This window comes from Clostridium porci (assembly GCF_009696375.1).
Classification (GTDB): domain Bacteria; phylum Bacillota; class Clostridia; order Lachnospirales; family Lachnospiraceae; genus Enterocloster; species Enterocloster porci.
In genome coordinates this window covers 77,258-97,358 of the sequence record NZ_VUMD01000005.1, presented here as the reverse complement: position 1 = coordinate 97,358, position 20,101 = coordinate 77,258, and the positions used below count along the sequence as shown (strand labels likewise).

Genomic DNA, 20,101 nt, shown 5'->3' with positions numbered 1-20,101 from the left:
CAGCAGCGGTGCCCCTCCTGCTGCCATCTACTCTACTCCAGACAGAACCTTTGCAAGCTCGCTGTCCTGATTGAGAATAATCGTTTTATTATTCCCCTTCAGGGAAGCCTTTAATGCATCCAGAGAGCGGACAAAATTATAAAAATCCGCTTTTGACGCATCATTATATGCACTGCTGAGAATCTGCATGTACTTCGCTTCACCTTCAGCCCTAATCTTTTCAGCCTCGGCCTCGGCCTTGGCAATGGTTTCCTTCACTGTTTTGTCTGTCTCATTTTTAATCAGAGAGGACTGGTACTCGCCGTCTGCCGTATACTGGGCCGCAATGTTATTACGCTCGGAAATCATACGCTGGTACACCGACTCCTTATTGGAGTCAGGCAAATCCAACTTTTTTGTTTCTACCGAATAGATATGGATACCATAGGAATCCATAGCGCTGCCGATATTCTCCGTTATGGTTTTGGCCAGTTCACCATCCCTTCCAGAAATAATATCTGCCTGGTTTGTAGAAGAAAGCACATTTTTAATGGAATTGTATACAACATTTCCAAGGCGCACCTCTGCCTTTTCCTTGCTGGCATTTAAGGAGGACAGATATTTTACAGGGTCCTTAATATCCCAAATAACAAAGGAATCTACTGTCATAACCTTCTTATCCTTTGTAGTTACATCGCTTGGATACAGATCGGAAATCATCCTGTATTTGGGTATTCTCTGGACAGACTGCAAAAACGGTACTCTTAAGGAGGGCCCTGCCGTATCCTCCACCCGCACAACCTTTCCGAACTGGATAATCAGAGAATATTCGTTGGCTCTTGTAACTACCAGGGGATTACAGATCAAAATCACCAAAAGAACCACGATGACGATTGCTGCATTTTTTATTGATTTAACCATTGATTTCATTGCTGGTCACCTCCCTGTTCCGGGCTGCTGACAAAGGAGTCCAAAGGCAGCACCGTCTGAGTGCCATCGGAACCATTGATAATTACCTTCAGGCCGGGCAGCACCTCCTCCATCGTCTCATAGAACATACGCTTCTTTGTTATCAGAGGATATTTAACATACTCCCCGTACATTTCGTTGAATCTGGACACCTGTCCCTCTGCCTCGCTGATACGCTGCTGACGGTAGGCCTCCGCATCTCTGGCAGCCTTATCCGCCCTGGCGTTAGCTGCCGGGATCTGTTCGGACTGATACTTCTTGGCCTCGTTCAGCTTCGTATCCATACCCTGCTTAGCGTCCTCTACTGCCTTAAACGCATTGTTCACCTCCTCTGTCGGCGGCTCTGCGTCCTGAATGGTAACGTTATAGATACCGATTCCGATATCCTCCTGTTCCAGACGTTCCGACAGCAGCGTTTTTACCTTACTCTGAATCTCAGACTTTCCTGTAGTGATAACCTCATCCACACTGTAGGAGCCTACTGTATCTCTGATATAGGACTGAGCCAGGTTTTTCAGAATATCCGTGGAGGATTCACTGTTTATGTATGCTTTAATCGGATCTACAATCTGATATTCGATATAAAAATCCACGTTCACAAAATTAAAATCCTTTGTTATCATCTCTGATTCCGCGGAAACCGGTACAGGATTATTCTCACTATTGGCGGGATTCTGTGTGTCGTAGGTGCTATCATAGCCAATAGCCATACCCTTTATCTCTTTGGACATCTTATAAACCTTCTGAATAAAGGGGTACTTAAACTTAGGGCCGGAGGTCATAACGCTGGAAGGATGCCCAAAGGTGGTAACTACAGCCATCTCATTCTCAGACAAGGTGTAAAAGGAATCCATAGCTGCTATAGCCAGAACTGCCACTGCAAGGATGATCTTCACAGAAAGAAGCACCCGTTTTACACCCTTTCCTCCATCGTTTCCATGATTGTACAAATTCTGGGTATCCTGACCCTTGACCTCGCTTCCATCGGAGCGCGCAAAGCCTTTTCCCATAAACAGGTTCATACAATTCTCCTTTCTCCTTTTTATAGTAATTAAAATTATATCATATAATATTCATTCTGAACAGAGGAGCTTAATGGCAGAGGGATGTCCTTATAGGAATACCTGTATGCCTAATTGGTATCTACACCCGAAAAACAAGTTATGTTAAAATAAATTTAACAAAAGCGCATTCCAAATGCCATCAGGAATTATTGCTTTTGTAAGTTAACAGCATATTAAGCGGCCTGACACCTCTTAGTTGTACAAGTGCATTGTATATCCCTTATTTGAGGGCCGCTTCTATTATGCGTATTTGTTGTTTAACCCCTTATGTGTTGATACACTCCATATAAACGGTTTGTTTTTACTGCCCGAAAGGAGGCGGAAAGATGATGCTTTCCGTCTCCTTTTCATTTTCACAAAGCTTCAGTAGCTTTCCAGGAATACTGGTATTCCTTTTTAGTATCTACCCTATAGCAGAAAATCATGGTAAAATTTAATATTGAAAAAAATAACATTTCAATTTCTACATATACATAAGGAGGCTTCATCATGAGATTTACATTACCTAGAGATTTGTACCACGGCAAAAACGCACTGGAAGCTTTAAAGACATTGGACGGAAAGAAAGCCATGATCGTAGTAGGCGGAGGCTCGATGAAGCGCTTCGGCTTTCTGGAAAAGGTAGAGACATATTTGAAGGAAGCAGGCCTTGAGGTTCAGCTTTTTGAAGGCGTAGAGCCTGACCCGTCTGTAGAGACAGTTATGAAGGGCGCAAAGGCTATGGAGGAATTCGAGCCTGACTGGATCGTGGCCATCGGGGGAGGCTCTCCCATTGACGCGGCAAAGGCTATGTGGGTATTTTACGAATATCCCCACACCTCCTTTGAAGATCTCATCACACCTTTCAGCTTCCCCACCTTGCGTACAAAAGCCAGATTCTGCGCCATTCCATCGACCTCCGGAACTGCTACAGAGGTTACTGCTTTCTCTGTGATTACAGATTATGGAAAAGGAATCAAATATCCCCTGGCTGACTTTAATATTACCCCGGACATTGCTATTGTAGATCCGGCTCTGGCAGAAACCATGCCTAAAAAGCTGACCGCACATACAGGTATGGACGCTATGACCCATGCCATTGAGGCCTATGTCTCCACTCTCCACTGCGAATACACCGACCCACTGGCCCTCCACGCCATTGAGATGATCCATGAATACCTGATTCCTTCCTATAATGGAGATATGGCCGCACGAGACAAAATGCATGACGCACAGTGTCTGGCAGGAATGGCCTTTTCCAACGCACTGCTGGGAATTGTTCACTCCATGGCCCACAAGACCGGAGCTGCTTACTCAGGCGGTCATATCGTACATGGCTGTGCTAACGCTATGTATCTGCCAAAGGTTATCCGATTTAATGCCAAAGAGCCTGAAGCAGCCGCAAGATACGCAAATATTGCCAGATTTATCCACCTGGAAGGCTCCACTGACGAGGAGCTTGTCAACGCTCTCATCGCACGTATCCGGGAAATGAACCAGGCATTAGATATTCCTTCCTGCATCAGAGAATACGAAGGCGGAATCATTGATGAAAAGGAATTTTTTGAAAAGCTTCCTTCTGTAGCGGAATTGGCTGTAGGCGATGCCTGTACCGGCTCCAATCCAAGAACCATCACTCCGGCCCAGATGGAAAGGCTGCTTACATGCTGCTTTCGGGATGAGGAGGTTGATTTCTAATCAGCTGATCAGAAGCCGCTCCATATACCGCAGATAACCGCAAAGCCCGATGACTGTGAACAGCTCCAGAAGGCTCGTAATAAAACCTGCTCTGATAAAAAGCAAGCAGGCACATGCGGTTAAAATCCACATAATTTCCCAGGCCCTGCGAAAGCGGGGCCTGTTTTTATTGCTGAGAAACCTAAGAAACGCAATCATGCCGGATGTAAAAAGAATGGGCGAGAAAAATGCCAAAAGCACATGAAGCCGGGACTTAAAGGGATATTGCTCCGGCATATAGGGAATGATAACTGCTGTAAAAAGAAAAGCCGCAGCTGTGCATATAATGCTCTTCACAGCCTTATTCCTGTATCTTCCTATATTAAATAAATAGAAGCTGTACATGCAATAATAAGTTCCGGTCGTAAAGCCCCAAAGCGTAAAAAGAGCCTGATTGCCTGCAGTATTTCCGAGAACAGACAGATTTGTATCGGTAAAACTGTCATGGGAAGCCAGCAGCACAGTGATTCCCGGTATGAAATAGATAGTAAAGAAATCATATTTCCCTTTAAATCTCCCAGAACTTCCTGTCACAACCTGCCGCCTCCTTATCAAATAACCACCCCTGCGCTCCTTGGGGCATAGACCCGGCAAGCTGCGATAGGAAGCGGTTTTTTACTCCAAACCGCTCCCTATCATTATCTGATAAAGCTATTTTTTTTACACTTGAATCATTTTCCTTTTAATCCATTTCCTTTAAAAGCTTTTCTACGCTGGTAAGCTTAACGCACAGCGCAAACAGCTCCGTTGCTGTGATTAAATCTCCCAAAGGCGGATAGGTAGGAGCAATACGGATGTTGCTGTCATGGGGGTCCCTTCCATAAGGATAGGTAGCGCCTGCCGGAGTCATAACAACGCCGGATTTTTTACATTTGGCAACGATCTCCTTGGCGCAGCCCTCCAAGGAGTCAAAGGAGATAAAGTAGCCGCCCCTTGGCGTACTCCACTGGCCGATACCAAGACCTGACAGCTCACGGTCCAGAATAGATTCCACCGCCTCAAACTTGGGACGAAGGATATCGGCGTGCTTTCTCATGTGCTCTACCATTCCATGAATGTCCCTGAAAAAACGGGCATGGCGAAGCTGGTTTACCTTGTCGTGCCCAATGGTCTGATTCTTTAACTGGGTCTTGATGTCCTCCAGATTATTGGGCGAGGTTGCCAGGGCCGCAATACCGGAGCCTGGAAAGCTGATCTTGGAGGTGGAGGCAAATTTATAAACCAGGTCAGGACTTCCGGCCCGCTTGCACTCTGCCAAAATTTCAATCAGGTGATCCTGCTCATGGTCATACAGGTGGTGAACTCCATATGCGTTATCCCAGAAGATGCGGAAATCAGAAGCTGCCGGTTCCAGCCTGGCAAAACGGCGGACAGTTTCATCTGAATAAGAATATCCCTGGGGATTGGAGTACTTGGGCACACACCAGATTCCCTTGACGGAAGCGTCGGAAGCTACCAGCTCCTCTACCATATCCATATCCGGGCCCTGGGGAGTCATAGGCACATTCACCATCTCGATACCGAAATATTCCGTAATGGCGAAGTGGCGGTCATAGCCAGGAACAGGACAAAGAAATTTTACCTTTTCCAGCTTTGCCCAGGGAATACCTCCCATAATTCCATGGGTCATGGCTCTGGACACTGTGTCGTACATAACATTCAGACTGGAATTTCCATAAAGAATGACTGTGGACGGGTTCACCTCCATCATATCGGCAATAAGCTCCTTTGCCTCGTCAATACCAGTGAGGACACCATAGTTACGGCAGTCGGTTCCATCCTCGCAGGTCAGGTCGTCATTGCTGCTGAGCACATCCATAAGGCCCATAGAAAGATCCAGCTGCTCCACACAAGGCTTGCCTCTAGACATATCCAGCTTCAGATCTTTTCCCTGAAGCTCCCGGTATTGGGCCTTTAACTCCTTGCGAAGTGCAAGCAGCTCTTCTTTCGTCATTTCCGCATATGGCTTCATAATATCCTCCTTCATCTAGGCACTGGGGCTGCAAAAACCCCCAGGCGTAATCCTTATGTTTCATTCACGCTGGCAGCGGGCCTGGATAACATACCCCTATATTCAGGCGGCATTTCTTACAGAGTTCAGACACCCTTTATAGGGCTGCCGCGGCTTCGGCTTGTATCTGTACTACACACATCTGTCAGTCATGGATTTACATTTGTAGTCAAGCATACACCAACAACGTTCTTACGTCAATACAAATTTTTCTTATATTTTCATAATTTTTTCTTATATTCTTACTTTCTGCCAATAGCGTAGCTTATCTTTCTTATCTGTCTGAATATGGTCCATAGCCCTCAGGGATTCGGCTCATGTGAATATACGGAAGCAACTTAAAAAGCGTATCTGTATTGACTTCCAAAATTATATACGGTACAATAATTTTCGTGTATATTTCGAATGAGAAAGGATGTCGTTACATGTCACAAGAGAATAAGATGGGCACCATGCCTGTGAAACGGCTGCTTATTTCTATGTCGCTGCCTATGATTCTATCTATGCTGGTTCAAGCTATGTATAATATTGTAGACAGCGTGTTTGTATCCATGATTAACCAGGCCGCTCTTACCGCCGTGTCTATGGCCTTTCCTGTTCAGAACCTGCTGATTGCAGTTTCCGCAGGTACCTGCGTTGGCGTCAACGCCCTTCTATCCCGCTCTCTGGGGGAAAAAAATCAGAAAGCTGCCAATCTGGCGGCAACCAACGGTATTTTTCTCGCATTTTTAAGTTCCATTGCCTTTGCCCTATTCGGCCTGTTCGGAGCCAGAATGTTTTTTGAAAGCCAGACCAGCAATCCCCAGATTATCCAGTATGGCGTTCAGTATCTTCAAATCGTTTGTATTTTCAGCTTCGGTATCTTCGGAGAAATGATGTACGAACGCATTTTACAGTCCACAGGCAGAACCATTTACTGCATGGTTACCCAGGGTACAGGAGCTATTATTAATATCATCCTAGACCCCATTCTTATTTTCGGCCTGTTTGGCCTGCCGGAAATGGGAATACAGGGAGCAGCAGCAGCCACCGTTTTCGGACAGATCGTGGCCATGTTTCTGGCTATGTACTTTAACCACGCAAAAAACAAGGATGTTTCCCTGGCCTTTAGGGGCTTTAAGCCTAACAAGCGAACCATTGCTATTATCTACGAGGTAGGAATTCCTTCCATTATCATGCAGTCCATCAGCTCTGTGATGACCTTTGGAATGAACAAAATTCTCATCTCCTTTTCAGAGACAGCCGTCGCAGTTTTTGGCGTGTACTTTAAGCTTCAAAGCTTTATCTTTATGCCCATCTTCGGCCTGAACAACGGCATGATTCCCATAGTAGCCTATAACTACGGCTCCCGCAGCAAAAAAAGGATTATGGAAACCGTGCGGCTCAGCATCGGTATTTCCATGGGAATTATGCTTATAGGTTTGATTATATTCCAGGTATTTACGCCCGGGCTTTTGTTCATGTTCCAGGCTGACAGCGATATGCTTTCCATCGGTATTCCTGCCCTTCGTATTATCAGCCTGAGCTTTCTCTTTGCAGGCTACTGTATCATCCTGGCCTCGGTTTTCCAGGCTCTGGGCAACGGCATATACAGCCTGATTATATCCGTGGCAAGGCAGCTAATCTGTATCCTGCCGCTGGCCTACTTCTTTGCACGAACCTTTGGGCTTAACATGGTTTGGTATTCCATTCCCATCGCGGAAATTACCTCTGTGGCGTTAAGCTCCATCCTGTTTAGAAAGATTTATCTGGAAAAAATACGTGTCTTAAGCTAGTAAGCCCGGCGTGCCTGCCTCAATAAAACTCGATTAGATATTTAGACGACTTTTTCTCTCTTATTCCGCAGGACATTGCAATTCATCTCTTGCTATGCTAAACTTAAAAGCCAAGAAAAAAGAGAGGATTGTAATATGATGAAACTGACAAAAGCCCTCCCTGAGGATACCAGTGAAATTTATAATATTATGGCAACGGCCCAGTCCCTTCTTGCAGATAAGGGATGGTACTGCGTCGATACGGAAATCTACATACGGGAGCATATTCAAGATCCCTTAAAGGGTACTATATTTAAGGCGGTGGAGAACGGAGAAATCGGAGCCTTTCTCCTGATTCACCTTCCCGAAATGGACGCCAATCATCTGGGACATTACGCAGGACTAAAGCAAGAGGCTCTTTCAAAGTGCGCCTACATAGATTCTCTGGCTGTAAAGCCCGCCTTCAGAGGCCGTCATCTTCAATGCCGTCTTATGGCCTACGGGGAGGCATATCTATCTGCCACAGGCTGCTGCCATCTGTTTGGAACGGTTCATCCTGAAAACAAATACAGCCTGAATAACTTTCTTAAGCTGGGCTACCAAACTCTTACTACAGCCCAGAAATACGGCTCTCTTCCCAGGCATATATTATATAAATACAGTTCCCCGTCTCAGGAATGATACGGCTCCTTTCTTAATATATTTAAAGTAATATCAGCTTTGAAATGGAATCTCCCTTCATGAAAAACAGACTTAGTCAACTCCCCTTTAAGAACCTGCTTCAGACTACCCTGCTGTTGATCCTGGCCTTTTTGGCAGGGCGGCTGGCTGCACAGGCCATGGAATACAGCCACGGGCCGGAGGCTGTACCCATCTCAGCAGAGGGCAACTGGGGCCTCAGCTTTCCAGAGGAGGGGCAAATGCCTGTGGGAAATGCCTCCGCCGATTATTTGAAGCAGTACAATGCCTACTATGCCCAGAACACTCAGGAGCCAGTGATCTATCTAACCTTCGATGCAGGCTTTGAAAACGGCAACACTTCCGCCATTCTGGATGCTCTGAAAAAGCACAAGGCGCCGGCAACCTTCTTCCTGGTAGGCAATTATCTTCAGACCAGTCCGGATTTGGTTAAGCGGATGGTTGAGGAAGGCCACACCGTAGGCAACCACACCTTCCATCACCCGGATATGTCAAAAATTTCCACCAAGGAAGCCTTTGAAAAAGAATTGAATGATTTGGAAACGCTCTATCAGCAGACCACCGGCCAGCCTATGAAAAAATACTACCGCCCTCCCCAGGGCAAATACAGCGAAAGCAACCTTAGGATGGCAAAGGATATGGGATATCACACCTTTTTCTGGAGTCTGGCCTATGTGGATTGGTATGAGGATAAGCAGCCAACCAAGGAAGAGGCCTTCAAAAAGCTTCTTGGCCGCATCCATCCCGGCGCTATCGTTCTGCTCCACAGTACCTCTAAAACCAATGGGCAGATCTTAGATGAGCTTCTGACCAAATGGGAGGAGATGGGGTATCGCTTCGCCTCCCTGGACGATCTAACGGCAGCAGGCGGCCAGCAAGCAAAACAAAGCCTGTAGGCCGGGACGTTTTACCAAAGCAGGCACATGTCCGGGACAAAACGTCCAGGGCAGCCTTGTCTACCATCTGAGCAGCCATTGGAGCTGCTCTTTTTTATTAACAAAAAAATTTTTTGCGCTATTACATGATTAATAAAAATTTCTTTTATATATAATATTTACAAATTAAAAAGAATATGTTACTATCCTTTTGTAACAAATACAGCTGTACAGACCTAGAATGGTTTGTATAGTAGTAAAAGTGTTATAAATATTGAAAGGAGAAAATGTATTTTATGAGGACAAGGAAGCTGACAACGGTGAGAAGGTTATCTGCAGCTGCTCTTGCAGTGGCAATCGCAGCCAGTATGCCATCTGCTCCGGTACTTGCGTCTCAGGAAGGCGCCGCCACTCAGGGACATGCGCTGGCGGAGGAAGAGAATGACAATCTGGACGTTTCAACAGCTACTCCGTCAGAGGCACAGGAGCGTCATGCAAAGGATGAGGAAGATACTACTGTGGTAGAGATTACAAAAACAGCTACATTCAGTGAATCTACAAAAAGAAACGCAGAGGAGATTGCCGAAGCCCCATTTGATCAAAGCGTTAGGATCGATAATACAGAAATCCGTGTAAAAGCAGATAAGGGAGTATTTCCCGAAGATGCAAGCCTGTTCGTCCAAAAGGTAACAGATGCCGCGAAAACAAGAAAGATTCGCTCTGTTATTGAAAACGGGCAGGAAAAGAATCAGAGCCAAGGCGAATGTATATCCTTTGATATTATAGTTCGTGACTTGGCAGGAAAGGAACTGAATCCAGATACCTCCAGGGGCAGGGCGGAGGTCATCTTTTATCAGATAGAATCAGAAGCTTGGGGCGGGACTCCCATGGGATACGAAGTATTCCATTTTAACGACAGCTTAAGTAAGGCGGAGAAGCTGGACGCAACGGTGGATATGGATGAGGGAAGCATACAGGTGGAAGCAAAGCATTTTTCTGTTTATACCGTACAGGCGAACACCCTTCCTAAGATCACCATAGCAGCAAAGCCTGAAAATGGCACAACGAAAAAAAATCCATACCCGGCCAACACCGGCGGAAGCAAATTCTTCCGAATCCCTTCCATGGTCCGGCTGAATAACGGCACTTTAGTAACAGCCATTGACGCCCGCTGGGAAACAAAGGGAGACGGAGGCGGCCTGGATACACTGGTATCATGGTCCGAGGATAACGGTGAAAACTGGACCTACACCTTCGCCAATCATTTAGGAGATAATGGAAACAAATTCAGCAACCAATCTTCTACCTTTATTGATCCGTCACTGGCTACAGACGGCGAAACATTATGGCTTTTGGTAGATCTTTTTCCATATGGAGCTGCAACTGCATCAACCCAAAATCGCTCAAGACCCTTAATTGCGGAAACCGGGTTTACAGATGACGGAAAGCTGCTTTTAAAACGGTACGGGGAAGCTACATACGATTTTTATTTAGATAATGGCGTGATTAAGCATCAGAATGGAACAGAGGTAGATGGATATGAGGTAGACGAATGGTTCAACATTACAGGAGAGGGCGTGAATACCAACCTGTTTTTCTCAAACTCACCCTTTCAGGTACAGCCAGTTACCTTTTTGTATTTAACAGAATCAACAGATGGAGGCAAAAACTGGTCTGCCCCCAAGCTCCTAAACTTAAAGGAAAAGGGTGAATTAGCTTTAATCGCAGCTCCCACAAGGGGACACATCACAGAGGATGGCGCCATTGTATTTACCGCATACCAAGCAAATGCGAGAAAAAACGATCCCACCCTTCTGGATTCAAATAGCCAGAGATTAAATATTATTTATTCTGAGGATGGAGGAGAGAACTGGGAGCGCGTGAAATGGGAGCCTGAGGGTTGGGAAGAACAGAAGAAATGGAGCTCCGAAAGCGTTTTAGTGGAATTGGAAAGCGGAATCTGGAGAATTTTCTATCGAAATGGAACAGGAAAGCTTTGCTATGTTGACTATGATCCAAAAGCACAAACCTGGAAGGAAACAGTAACCGATATTGCCATTAATTCCAATAATAACTTATCCGCAATTAAACACTCCAGAACCATTAACGGACATGAAGTCATCATCCTATCCTGTGCAACAAGATATGTGCCTGGCAAATGGCCGGATCGATATGATGGAAAAATATTTATTTTTGAAGTATTGGAAGATGGAACCCTAAAAAAGAATAACCAGTATACAATGCAAAAGGGACCATTTTTATACTCGGCTTTAGCAGAAATGGATAATGGGGATGTTGCCATGCTTTATGAAAACGGAGATGGTACGGTAGCATTTACCACAAGAGAGCTTTTATCAAATCCTGTTTTCAAGTTTGACCCCCTCCCCATCCACGAGCCTGAGCCGGCAGACAATCCTTACGATATACCTTCTGATCCTGTTGATATATCTTCTGATCTTGTTGATATATCTTCTGATCCTGTTATGGAAGGAGAAGAGTCCCAAACAAATGAAGAACCACACAAAGCTGCCAACCATATGCCAGAAGCAGTACCAAACGCCTCTTATGAAGATGAGCAGGATGCAATTTGGTCAGAAGCTTATGTAGATCATACGCCTGTAGATGACGGTCAATGGAAGCAAGCCTCTGATGGCAGCTGGAATGTAACCCTTCCCTCTGGAGAAAAAGCAGAGGAGCAATGGCTGTATCTGGATTGGAATGGCGAAAAAGGATGGTATTACTTCGATGAAACAGGCACAATGAAGCAGGGCTGGATGGAAGACTCCCATGGCAACACCTACTATTTAAGCAATGGCGCCCATGGACTTTCCGGCAAAATGGCTACAGGATGGCAATGGATTATGGACGAAGATGGTCATTTAAGACGATACTATTTCAGCGAACAACCAGATAAAAGCAAAGGAAAGCTGCTTAAGAACGTGACCACACCTGATGGATACATGGTAAACGAAAAGGGACAGTGGATTATGGGAGGCATTGTACAGGAAAGGTAATATAACACTTTAAGGGAATGGGGTGTGTCCTGATTATAGACGCACCCCTTCCTGATGGAAACGCTTTTTTATCTCCATAGGCCGTTTGCTTTACACAATATGCAGCCCTTAATCAAAGGACTAGATTGTGTTTACAAATTCTCCTGCCCCAGCTTCTCCTTCCACTCTGACTCTTTAAACCCAGTAAGCACAACCCCCTCGCCCACAACCAGAGGACGCTTTACCAGCATTCCATCTGTAGCTAAAAGAGCGAACTGCTCCTCCTGGCTCATATGAGGAAGCTTGTCCTTTAATGCCAGCTCCTTATATAAATTGCCGCTGGTGTTAAAAAAGCGTTTTAAGGGCAGACCGCTTTTTTCAAACCATTCCTTCAGTTCTTCAGCCGTTGGATTTTTCTCCTTTATGGGGCGCTCTGTGTACTTAATTCCGTTTTCATCCAGCCACTTCAACGCCTTCTGGCAGGTGGTGCATTTCTTGTAGCATAATACGGTAAGACTCATTTTTTACCTCCTGTAAGTGTGTATTATGTTTCTTTTCTTCTCTGTCATATCTATTGCCCAAAAACCGCCGATACCCAGCAATCAGCTTCTGGTTTTACGGGGCGCTATCTGTTCGTGTTCCTCTGCCTCCGGGTATCCTGCTTCCGCCTGAAGGCCAAGCCTCCCAGCTCTCTTTCACTGGCTTACAAAGCCTGTCCCTCGGCGTCAGCCGCCAGACTTCCCTCCCCCGATAGCCATAGTCCTTATAAATGCCTGTTCCCTTTTTAAGCGTATGCAATTCCGGCTGCCCGGCGTTCATTTCAGATTGAAGCCAGATAATTTCCGATACCGGCTATGGCTGTACATATCAGAATGACAAGCACAATAAACATTATAGCCCGAAGGGTTCTGCCAACAAATTCCTTTGATATCCTTTGCATCTCTCATACTCCCTGTTTCCTTAAGATTTCATTTATCTTAATAGAACCTGGCAATTTCTTCCAGACTCCTTCTTGCTGGCATATCTGAATCCAGCTCCCGCTCTCCAACGGCTATGACCGACACAATCTCCTGATTCTCATCAATGTGCAGACGCCGTCTCAATTCCTCTCCATCCCGGATTCCCATAATCAGGGTATCCAATCCCAGCTCTGCTCCTTTCAGAATCAGATTGCCGCCTTGCAGTCCCAGATCGTAGGCTCCCCACCCATTACCTACCTCGTTGCAGGGCCTTCCCTCCTGATCAAAGCCGGAACGGTTCTTCACATACGCTGTGATAATGAGCACCGGGGCGTTGGCGCTGTTTTTCCGGTTAAACTCCGGAAGGCAGCTTTCCCTTATCTCCTCTACCAGCTCTGGCGACATAACCACATAGTATCTGGCTGTCTGCGAATTTTTCCAGGATGGGGCCAAAGCAGCCGCCTTGAGCATTTCCTCTATCTGCTCCCGGCATACCTGGCTGTCTGAGCGGAATTTGCGTATGCTCCTTCTTGTCTGTAACGCTGTGTCTAGATCCATCTTAACTTCCTTTCCTCCTACCCTGGCTCCCAGCTTCCCTATAAAACCTGGATGCCGCCTGCCAGCATAAAGCCTCGGATATAGTTTCTTTCTCTTCTATTATAAGGGATGATCCCCTCTCCATGTCAATATCATTTTTGACGATCCCCACCGCTTGTTACTATGCTTCATCTGTATTTGATACGCCATACTACATGGTATTTGCAAGAACAGACTACATTGTGATTTGATTGATACATTGTGCTCATACTTGTATTATGCATCTATTTATGTCTAATACCAACTTTTTTCAAAAAAGAAAAGCCCTTATATCCCCATAGCCAAAGCTAGGGATCTTACGGGCATTTCTGATAAAAGATAAGCTGTCATCGGATGTGACAATACGAAAACAAACCTCCGAGCAGTCCCTTTCCGAAACCAGCTATATGCAGAGTACCGGGCACAATACGCCTTAGGCACCGATCTGCCTGCCTTTCTTATGATCCGGAGGCAGGCAATAGCGGTAGCTCCTTCTCAGCACTCCCATCTCCTCCAGCGTATTCACCATTCGGTACACAGTAGCCCTGCCAATGGAAGGGTCCAGCTTGGAAGCCTCATAATATATCTCCTTACAGCAGGTCCATTTTCCATTCAGTATCACATCCAACAGGATTCTTCTCTGCTGAGTTACTCTCCTGCCATTTTTTTGCAGCTCCTTAATAATCTGGTCTTTGCGCGGCATCCGGCGCTCCTCCTTTCAGTTGTCCCTTTTAACCTTTTGTTAGTTTTTGCTAACTTTTTACCCTGAAAAATGGAAGCTCAGGCACACTTCCATTTTATGTATTCTGATCGTATCGTATCATCCGTTTGCTTACAAACAGCTGCACACGCTTCCTTAAACCTGCGCTCACATTGCCATCCTTAAAGAAGCTGCCTCCAACGAGGTTTCAGGGGCAACCCAGGTTCTCCAGATGACGCTTCACCGCCGCTTGACCGCTTACTCTATACTTCATACGGACTCTCCTGCTTTAATTATTGTCCAAAACGCTGTGGTCACTTCCTTGTCAACAAGTAATTGCCAGCCTGGCGCTTCCCATCATACAGGCACATAATTAGCATTAGCTAACTATGTTTATAGGTTATCATTACCCAACTGATTTGTCAAGATTTTTTTAACCCTCTGTACAGCTGCAAGCATATGTACTGCAAGCCTTAACCCAGGCTCCCCTTAAAGAAGCGCTTGGTTTCCCTGACTACCACTCCGCTCAGCGCAAACAGGGCAATCATGTTCGGCAGAGCCATAAGCCCGTTAAAGATATCCGCAATGGTCCAGACCGCCTTCACCGTCATATAAGGCCCTATAAACACGGCAAAGATATACAGCCACCGGTAAACTCCGACGATCTTCATCTTACCCCCTGTAAGGTATTCCAGACACCGCTCTGAATAATAATCCCAACCCAAAATAGTGGTAAAGGCAAAAAAGACCAGACACAGCATCAAAAGGAAGGAAGACACCGCTACAGGTATGGGAAGCCCTGAGTTAAAGGCATAGGCTGTAATCTGCACACCCTCCAGCCCCTCTATCTGCCAGGCTCCGGTGAGAATGATCGACAGACCGGTCATCGTACAGATAAGGATTGTATCAATAAAGGTTCCTGTCATAGACACCAGCCCCTGGCGCACCGGCTCCTTTGTCTGGGCTGCGGCTGCCGCGATGGGAGCCGATCCAAGACCTGCCTCATTGGAAAAAATACCTCTTGCGATTCCCTTCTGCATTGCCACTATCATGGTTCCAACCACGCCTCCAGTCACTGCCTCCGGACAAAAAGCTCCCTTTACAATGAGCGCAATGGCCTGGGGAATAGCCCTTGCATTGCAGATAAGAAGGACGGCGGATAGCGCCACATAAAGTACGGCCATAAAGGGCACTATCACCTGTGAAACGCTGGCAATGCGCTTGATTCCTCCAATCAGCACCAATGCTACGCAGACACTTAAGATAAGGGACGCTATAACCACAGTCCAGGAATATGTACCGATACCGGGAATCACAACCGCCCACCTGCCTTCAGGATCGAAGAAATTGTTTACAGCTGAGGAAATACCGTTGACCTGCGAAAATGTGCCAATGCCAAAAAGCCCCACGCACACGCCAAAGAAGGCGAACATCCGGGCCATCCACCGAAACCCCTTTCCCATGCCCCGCTCTATATAGTAAAAGGGACCGCCCAGCGCATGATTCTCCTTGTCTACCACCCGGTATTTCACTGCCAGAAGGCCTTCTGCATATTTGGTGGCCATTCCGAAAAACGCCGCGATCTCCATCCAGAACAGGGCGCCCGGCCCTCCGGCGGTAATCGCCGTAGCTACCCCCACAATGTTTCCTGTACCAATAGTAGCAGAAAGAGCGGTGCACAGAGCGCCAAAGGAAGTAACCTCTCCCTCTCCGCCCTCCTCATTTTTTACCATCCATTTTAAAGCCAGGGGAAGCCTGCGAAGCTGCAAAAGTCCCAGACGGGCCGTAAGAAGAATACCTCCCGAAAGGATCAGCGCCATCAGGGGAACTCCCCACACAACATTATCAATCCATTCCAGCCCTTGATTCAATCTTTGCCACATACCTTAATTCCTCTCTGTTTGAATTGTCCACGTAAAAACAGCATAAAAAATGAGACTGCTCCAATTTTGAACCCGGAGCAATCTCACACATTATAACAAGGAATAAAAGAACCCATACTGGCTCTCGTCATTTGGTTCTTTCTCTGTCCTTTTGCCTGAGAGATTCGTACGTCGCCGCACGTTGCACCTTCGGCCCCCGCATCACGCGGGCTTCTCCAGAGTCACATCCGTTTATAGTCTTTCCCTGAGTCTCAGGGGCCTGAGAGTGTTACTCCTTCGGCAAGCCTTCTGGCTTTTTCCTACAAACATCATCTGTTGTTTTTCGTTGACAAAAAAAAGTTATCACAATTAGAAGCATATGTCAACTATTTCTTTGCTATCTTATTGGTCAACTGTAGGACTCAGAAACCTTTTTACCTCCTGGATCGCTTGCTTCCCGTCCCGGTATCCCAGCTCATACATCTGGCGGATCTTTTCAGGACTGCGTTCTGTCCGCCTGACTTTCATGTAGCAGCTAGGTTTAATAACCAAAATTTCTCCGGCCTGCTGCTGCCGCCTGATCTCATCCAGCTCCCGGTTATATTCCAGATGCCTCCACCTGGCAGCTTCCAGAAATTCAGGGTACTCCCGAAACACCTTTCTCATAAGGAGCATCAAGCTGTTAGGCTTCTTGCGGTAGCCCTCGGGACGGGTGAGAATCACCACGCTTCTCTTAAAGCCCAGCCTCCGAAAGGCCCCTACGGGAATGGAATCCCCCACGCCTCCGTCCATCAGCTTTTGCCCCTCTATCTCCACCATCCTGGAAGCAAGAGGCATGGAGGCGGAGGCCCGTATCCAGTCAATCATCTCTCCCCTTAAGGTGGGACACCGGTGATACACCGGCTTTCCTGTTTCCACATCTGTACAGGTCACATAAAATTCAGTGCCGGAGGCCTCAAATGCGTCGTTATCAAAGGGCTCCAGATTTTCCGGAAGCTCTCTGTAGCAAAAATCAACGTCAAATATATCCCCATTTTTAATCCAGGATTTAAGACTCATATACCGGGGATCACGGCAGTATTTCAGGCTGCACCGGAGGGAACGGCCCTTCTGTCCCGATACAAAGCTGCAGCCGTGAATGGCTCCCGCAGATACTCCAATTACTCCGTCCACATGTATATCCTGTTCCATAAATACATCCAGCACTCCTGCCGCATAGATTGCGCGCATGCCTCCGCCTTCCACAACGATTCCCGTCCTTGCCTTTTCCATCCGAATCTGCCACCCCTCTAGCTGACGCATCTGGACTGTTCGATTGTTTCATAGTCCCTTCATTCCGCGTCTTTCTTTCTATTTTTAATAAATACGGATTTAATTATACACATTCTTTTTATTTTATGCAATGCGGACTACCCCAATGAGCTTCCATCTCCATCAGACTCCCCAAAATCCACGCTGATATTCCCACCCCACCTGGAGGAAAAAACCAGCGCAGACATCCAGATATTAAATTTCACATATCAGGCTTCACACAGCAGCAAATATCGGCATTTATACACAATAAAACGATAATTTTTCTCTATATAATAGTGTATTAATAATTTATTTTTAAATGCGGACACCAGTCATTTATTAAAAAATGCATATATGTTTTAATATATACAACAGCTCTTATGGTAATTTTTATTATATTCAGAGGCAGTGGAACGCAATTTATGAACAATTAAATTTTCTATCCTCCCGATCCTTATATTGATTCTTCAAAAAACCCTGTAAATCCTGAATTTGCCGGACCTTCTGGAGTAAAGACCGGACAATTCCCAGGCAGCACAGCCAGCTTGAATTCTATACCGGACCAGATCGAATGGCTTGACAGAGATTTAACAGCAAAAGAATCAGGCATCCAGAGGATGAAAGAGAAGATATGGGCCTTGCATGTCTGACTATAATTTATATTTACCACAAAAAATACTTATTTATGGAGGAAAACGACATGAAAAAAGCTGTTCTAAGTATGGTCTTAGTATTAACAGTGGCATTCCCAGTTATTGGATGTGCACAAAAGCCAGCGTCAAGCACGAATTTGGAGCATCAGCAGAAAGCGGCAGAGACGGCACAGGCAGAAGAGCCGGAGGAGCATACAGGCGACGTGGTAAATATCCAGATTTTGGGAACCAGCGATACACATGGTAAATTTGTTCCCTATGATTATGCCTTGAACGAGGAAAGCATGACGGGAAGCATGGCTCAGATTGCTACGGCTGTCAAGGAGCTGCGCAATGAAAATACCCTTGTAATCGACGCGGGAGATGTAATTCAGGATAATTCAGCTGATTTATTTATTAACGACGATCTACATCCGATGATACTGGCCATCAACAAAATCGGCTATGATGTATGCGTAACAGGCAATCATGAATACAATTATGGAATGGATGTATTAGAACGGGCTCTTTCCCAATATAACGCCAAGGTTCTTACAGGCAATGTATATGATAAGGAGGGAAAAGCCATTGCAGACCCATATACCATCATTGAAAAGGGAGGGGTTAAAATCGGTCTCATCGGCGTGGTAACTCCTAATATCACCAGATGGGACTCTGTCAATCTACAGGGCTGTACCGTTACTAATCCGGTGGACGAGACTAAAAAGGCCATTTCACAGCTGGACGGCCAGGTTGATCTTTTAATCGGAGTTGCTCACATGGGAGAACATAATGAATATGATATTCCAGATTCCGGAGTCACAGATCTTGCCAATAAGTGCCCTGAGTTAGATGTAATTCTGTCTGCCCATGAGCATAAGTTGATCGAAGGCAAGCTGATAAATGATGTACTTGTGGTGCAGAACCTGAACAGCGCCCAGACCATGGCGCAGATTAACATTACGCTGACCAAAGAGGCGGACGGTCATTATAAAGTTACGGATCGAACTTCAAAAAGCATCCAAATCAGCGGATACACGCCCGATCCGGATCTGACAGCTGAACTGGAGCCCTATGACAAGCGAGCCAAGGATGTGGCCAATACAGTGATCGGAAGACTGGAGGGAGGCGATTTGGCACCGGAAAATGAAATCCCAGGAATCCCACAGGCAACTCTTGAGGATACCGCTATGCTGGATCTGATTAACAGGGTTCAGATGCACTACACAGACGCAGACGTATCAGCCGCGGCCCTGTTTCAGGCAGATTCAAATCTGAAGGCCGGAGATATTAAAAAGTCTGACGTTTCCCTGATCTATAAATTTACAAATACCTTATACAAGCTGAGGATGAACGGCAGGCAGCTAAAGTCCTACATGGAATGGAGCGCCAATTACTATAATACCTACAAGGATGGGGATTTAACCATCTCATTTAACCCGGATATCCGCATGTATAATTATGATATGTTTGCTGGCGTCAATTATGAGATCAATCTATCTAAGGAGCCAGGTAGCCGGATAGAAAATCTGACTAAACGGGACGGGACACCGGTTCTGGATGAGGATGTATTCATCGTTGCAGTAAATAATTACAGGGCCGGAACCAATCTTTTAAATTATGGCACCGTATACCAGGAGGGCGAGGAGCTTCCAGAGCTTCTGGAGATGGATGTAAAGGGAAATATTGGAGGCGTCAGAGAGCTGATCGCAGATTACATTGTGAATGTCAAAGGCGGCGTGATCGTTCCTGAAACGGATCATAACTGGAGTCTTACAGGCATCTCCTGGAACGAGGAGGATCATAAGAAAGCCGCAAGGTTGGTAAAGGAAGGAAAGCTTTCCATACCCACATCCGAGGATCAGAGGACCCCGAATGTGAAGTCGATTAGGCTAGAAGATCTGAAGGATCTATAAGCTTAAAGAGCTGGGCTGCTTTTTCAATGGAAGGAAACTCAATATAGGCTGTATGAAAAAAATACTGCCTCCCATTAAAAAGATACTCAATGGGAGGCAGCAT

At 46.0% G+C, this 20,101-nt stretch carries 15 protein-coding genes and 1 riboswitch; of the genes, 6 read left to right on the top strand and 9 right to left on the bottom strand.

Going from position 1 to position 20,101, the window contains the following annotated elements; genetic code table 11:
• Nucleotides 1–27: 27 nt before the first annotated feature.
• Nucleotides 28–909 carry a protease modulator HflC gene (hflC, locus tag FYJ39_RS07045; protein WP_154471762.1) on the bottom strand — a complete coding sequence of 294 codons (882 nt, stop codon included), beginning with the start codon at nucleotides 907–909 and terminating at the stop codon, nucleotides 28–30.
• Complete coding sequence (gene hflK, locus FYJ39_RS07040) at nucleotides 906–1,970, bottom strand: FtsH protease activity modulator HflK (protein WP_154471761.1); 1,065 nt, start codon at nucleotides 1,968–1,970, stop codon at nucleotides 906–908. Before hflK ends, hflC begins: the two co-directional genes overlap by 4 nt.
• 528 nt (nucleotides 1,971–2,498) lie before the next feature.
• On the opposite strand from hflK, the gene FYJ39_RS07035 reads away from it, so the two are divergent.
• The gene (locus FYJ39_RS07035; protein ID WP_353847351.1) at nucleotides 2,499–3,689 is read left to right on the top strand and encodes an iron-containing alcohol dehydrogenase; all 1,191 of its coding nucleotides are present in this window, start codon (nucleotides 2,499–2,501) and stop codon (nucleotides 3,687–3,689) included.
• Here the strand turns inward: FYJ39_RS07035 and FYJ39_RS07030 are convergent, their stop codons facing one another.
• Together FYJ39_RS07030 and FYJ39_RS07025 are read right to left on the bottom strand one after the other, a co-directional pair.
• A complete protein-coding gene (locus tag FYJ39_RS07030) occupies nucleotides 3,690–4,262 on the bottom strand; it encodes a DUF998 domain-containing protein (RefSeq protein WP_287848440.1) in 573 nt (190 codons plus the stop codon).
• Nucleotides 4,263–4,410: 148 nt separating this feature from the next.
• On the bottom strand, nucleotides 4,411–5,700 hold the full coding sequence (locus FYJ39_RS07025; protein ID WP_154471758.1) for a PLP-dependent aminotransferase family protein: 1,290 nt from the start codon (nucleotides 5,698–5,700) through the stop codon (nucleotides 4,411–4,413).
• Between the two features lie 464 nt (nucleotides 5,701–6,164).
• Between FYJ39_RS07025 and FYJ39_RS07020 the strand changes: the two genes are divergently transcribed.
• From FYJ39_RS07020 to FYJ39_RS07005, 4 genes are all read left to right on the top strand, one after another.
• On the top strand, nucleotides 6,165–7,514 hold the full coding sequence (locus FYJ39_RS07020) for an MATE family efflux transporter (protein WP_154471757.1): 1,350 nt from the start codon (nucleotides 6,165–6,167) through the stop codon (nucleotides 7,512–7,514).
• Nucleotides 7,515–7,649: 135 nt separating this feature from the next.
• Nucleotides 7,650–8,174 (top strand): GNAT family N-acetyltransferase, encoded by a 525-nt coding sequence (locus tag FYJ39_RS07015; RefSeq protein ID WP_235919759.1) that lies wholly within the window; start codon nucleotides 7,650–7,652, stop codon nucleotides 8,172–8,174.
• 59 nt (nucleotides 8,175–8,233) lie between these two features.
• On the top strand, nucleotides 8,234–9,088 hold the full coding sequence (locus FYJ39_RS07010; protein WP_154471756.1) for a polysaccharide deacetylase family protein: 855 nt from the start codon (nucleotides 8,234–8,236) through the stop codon (nucleotides 9,086–9,088).
• A gap of 275 nt (nucleotides 9,089–9,363) precedes the next feature.
• The gene (locus tag FYJ39_RS07005) at nucleotides 9,364–12,081 is read left to right on the top strand and encodes an exo-alpha-sialidase (protein WP_195840393.1); all 2,718 of its coding nucleotides are present in this window, start codon (nucleotides 9,364–9,366) and stop codon (nucleotides 12,079–12,081) included.
• Between the two features lie 131 nt (nucleotides 12,082–12,212).
• Here FYJ39_RS07005 and FYJ39_RS07000 read toward each other — a convergent pair whose 3' ends face one another.
• The 5 genes from FYJ39_RS07000 to FYJ39_RS06980 form a co-directional block, all read right to left on the bottom strand.
• Nucleotides 12,213–12,581 carry an arsenate reductase family protein gene (locus tag FYJ39_RS07000; RefSeq protein WP_154471754.1) on the bottom strand — a complete coding sequence of 123 codons (369 nt, stop codon included), beginning with the start codon at nucleotides 12,579–12,581 and terminating at the stop codon, nucleotides 12,213–12,215.
• A 456-nt stretch (nucleotides 12,582–13,037) separates the two neighbouring features.
• Complete coding sequence (locus tag FYJ39_RS06995) at nucleotides 13,038–13,577, bottom strand: nitroreductase family protein (RefSeq protein WP_154471753.1); 540 nt, start codon at nucleotides 13,575–13,577, stop codon at nucleotides 13,038–13,040.
• A 451-nt stretch (nucleotides 13,578–14,028) separates the two neighbouring features.
• Entirely contained in the window at nucleotides 14,029–14,298 is a 270-nt protein-coding gene (locus FYJ39_RS06990; RefSeq protein WP_154471752.1) for a Fur family transcriptional regulator, read from the bottom strand.
• Nucleotides 14,299–14,768: 470 nt separating this feature from the next.
• Entirely contained in the window at nucleotides 14,769–16,178 is a 1,410-nt protein-coding gene (locus FYJ39_RS06985) for an alanine/glycine:cation symporter family protein (protein ID WP_154471751.1), read from the bottom strand.
• A 133-nt stretch (nucleotides 16,179–16,311) separates the two neighbouring features.
• Nucleotides 16,312–16,407: riboswitch (glycine riboswitch) on the bottom strand.
• A gap of 152 nt (nucleotides 16,408–16,559) precedes the next feature.
• Nucleotides 16,560–17,429: a patatin-like phospholipase family protein gene (locus FYJ39_RS06980; RefSeq protein WP_154471750.1), complete on the bottom strand. Its 870-nt coding sequence runs from the start codon at nucleotides 17,427–17,429 to the stop codon at nucleotides 16,560–16,562.
• 721 nt (nucleotides 17,430–18,150) lie between these two features.
• Between FYJ39_RS06980 and FYJ39_RS06975 the strand changes: the two genes are divergently transcribed.
• Nucleotides 18,151–19,998, top strand: a complete 1,848-nt coding sequence (locus tag FYJ39_RS06975) for a 5'-nucleotidase C-terminal domain-containing protein (RefSeq protein WP_154471749.1) — start codon at nucleotides 18,151–18,153, stop codon at nucleotides 19,996–19,998.
• Nucleotides 19,999–20,101: the final 103 nt, after the last annotated feature.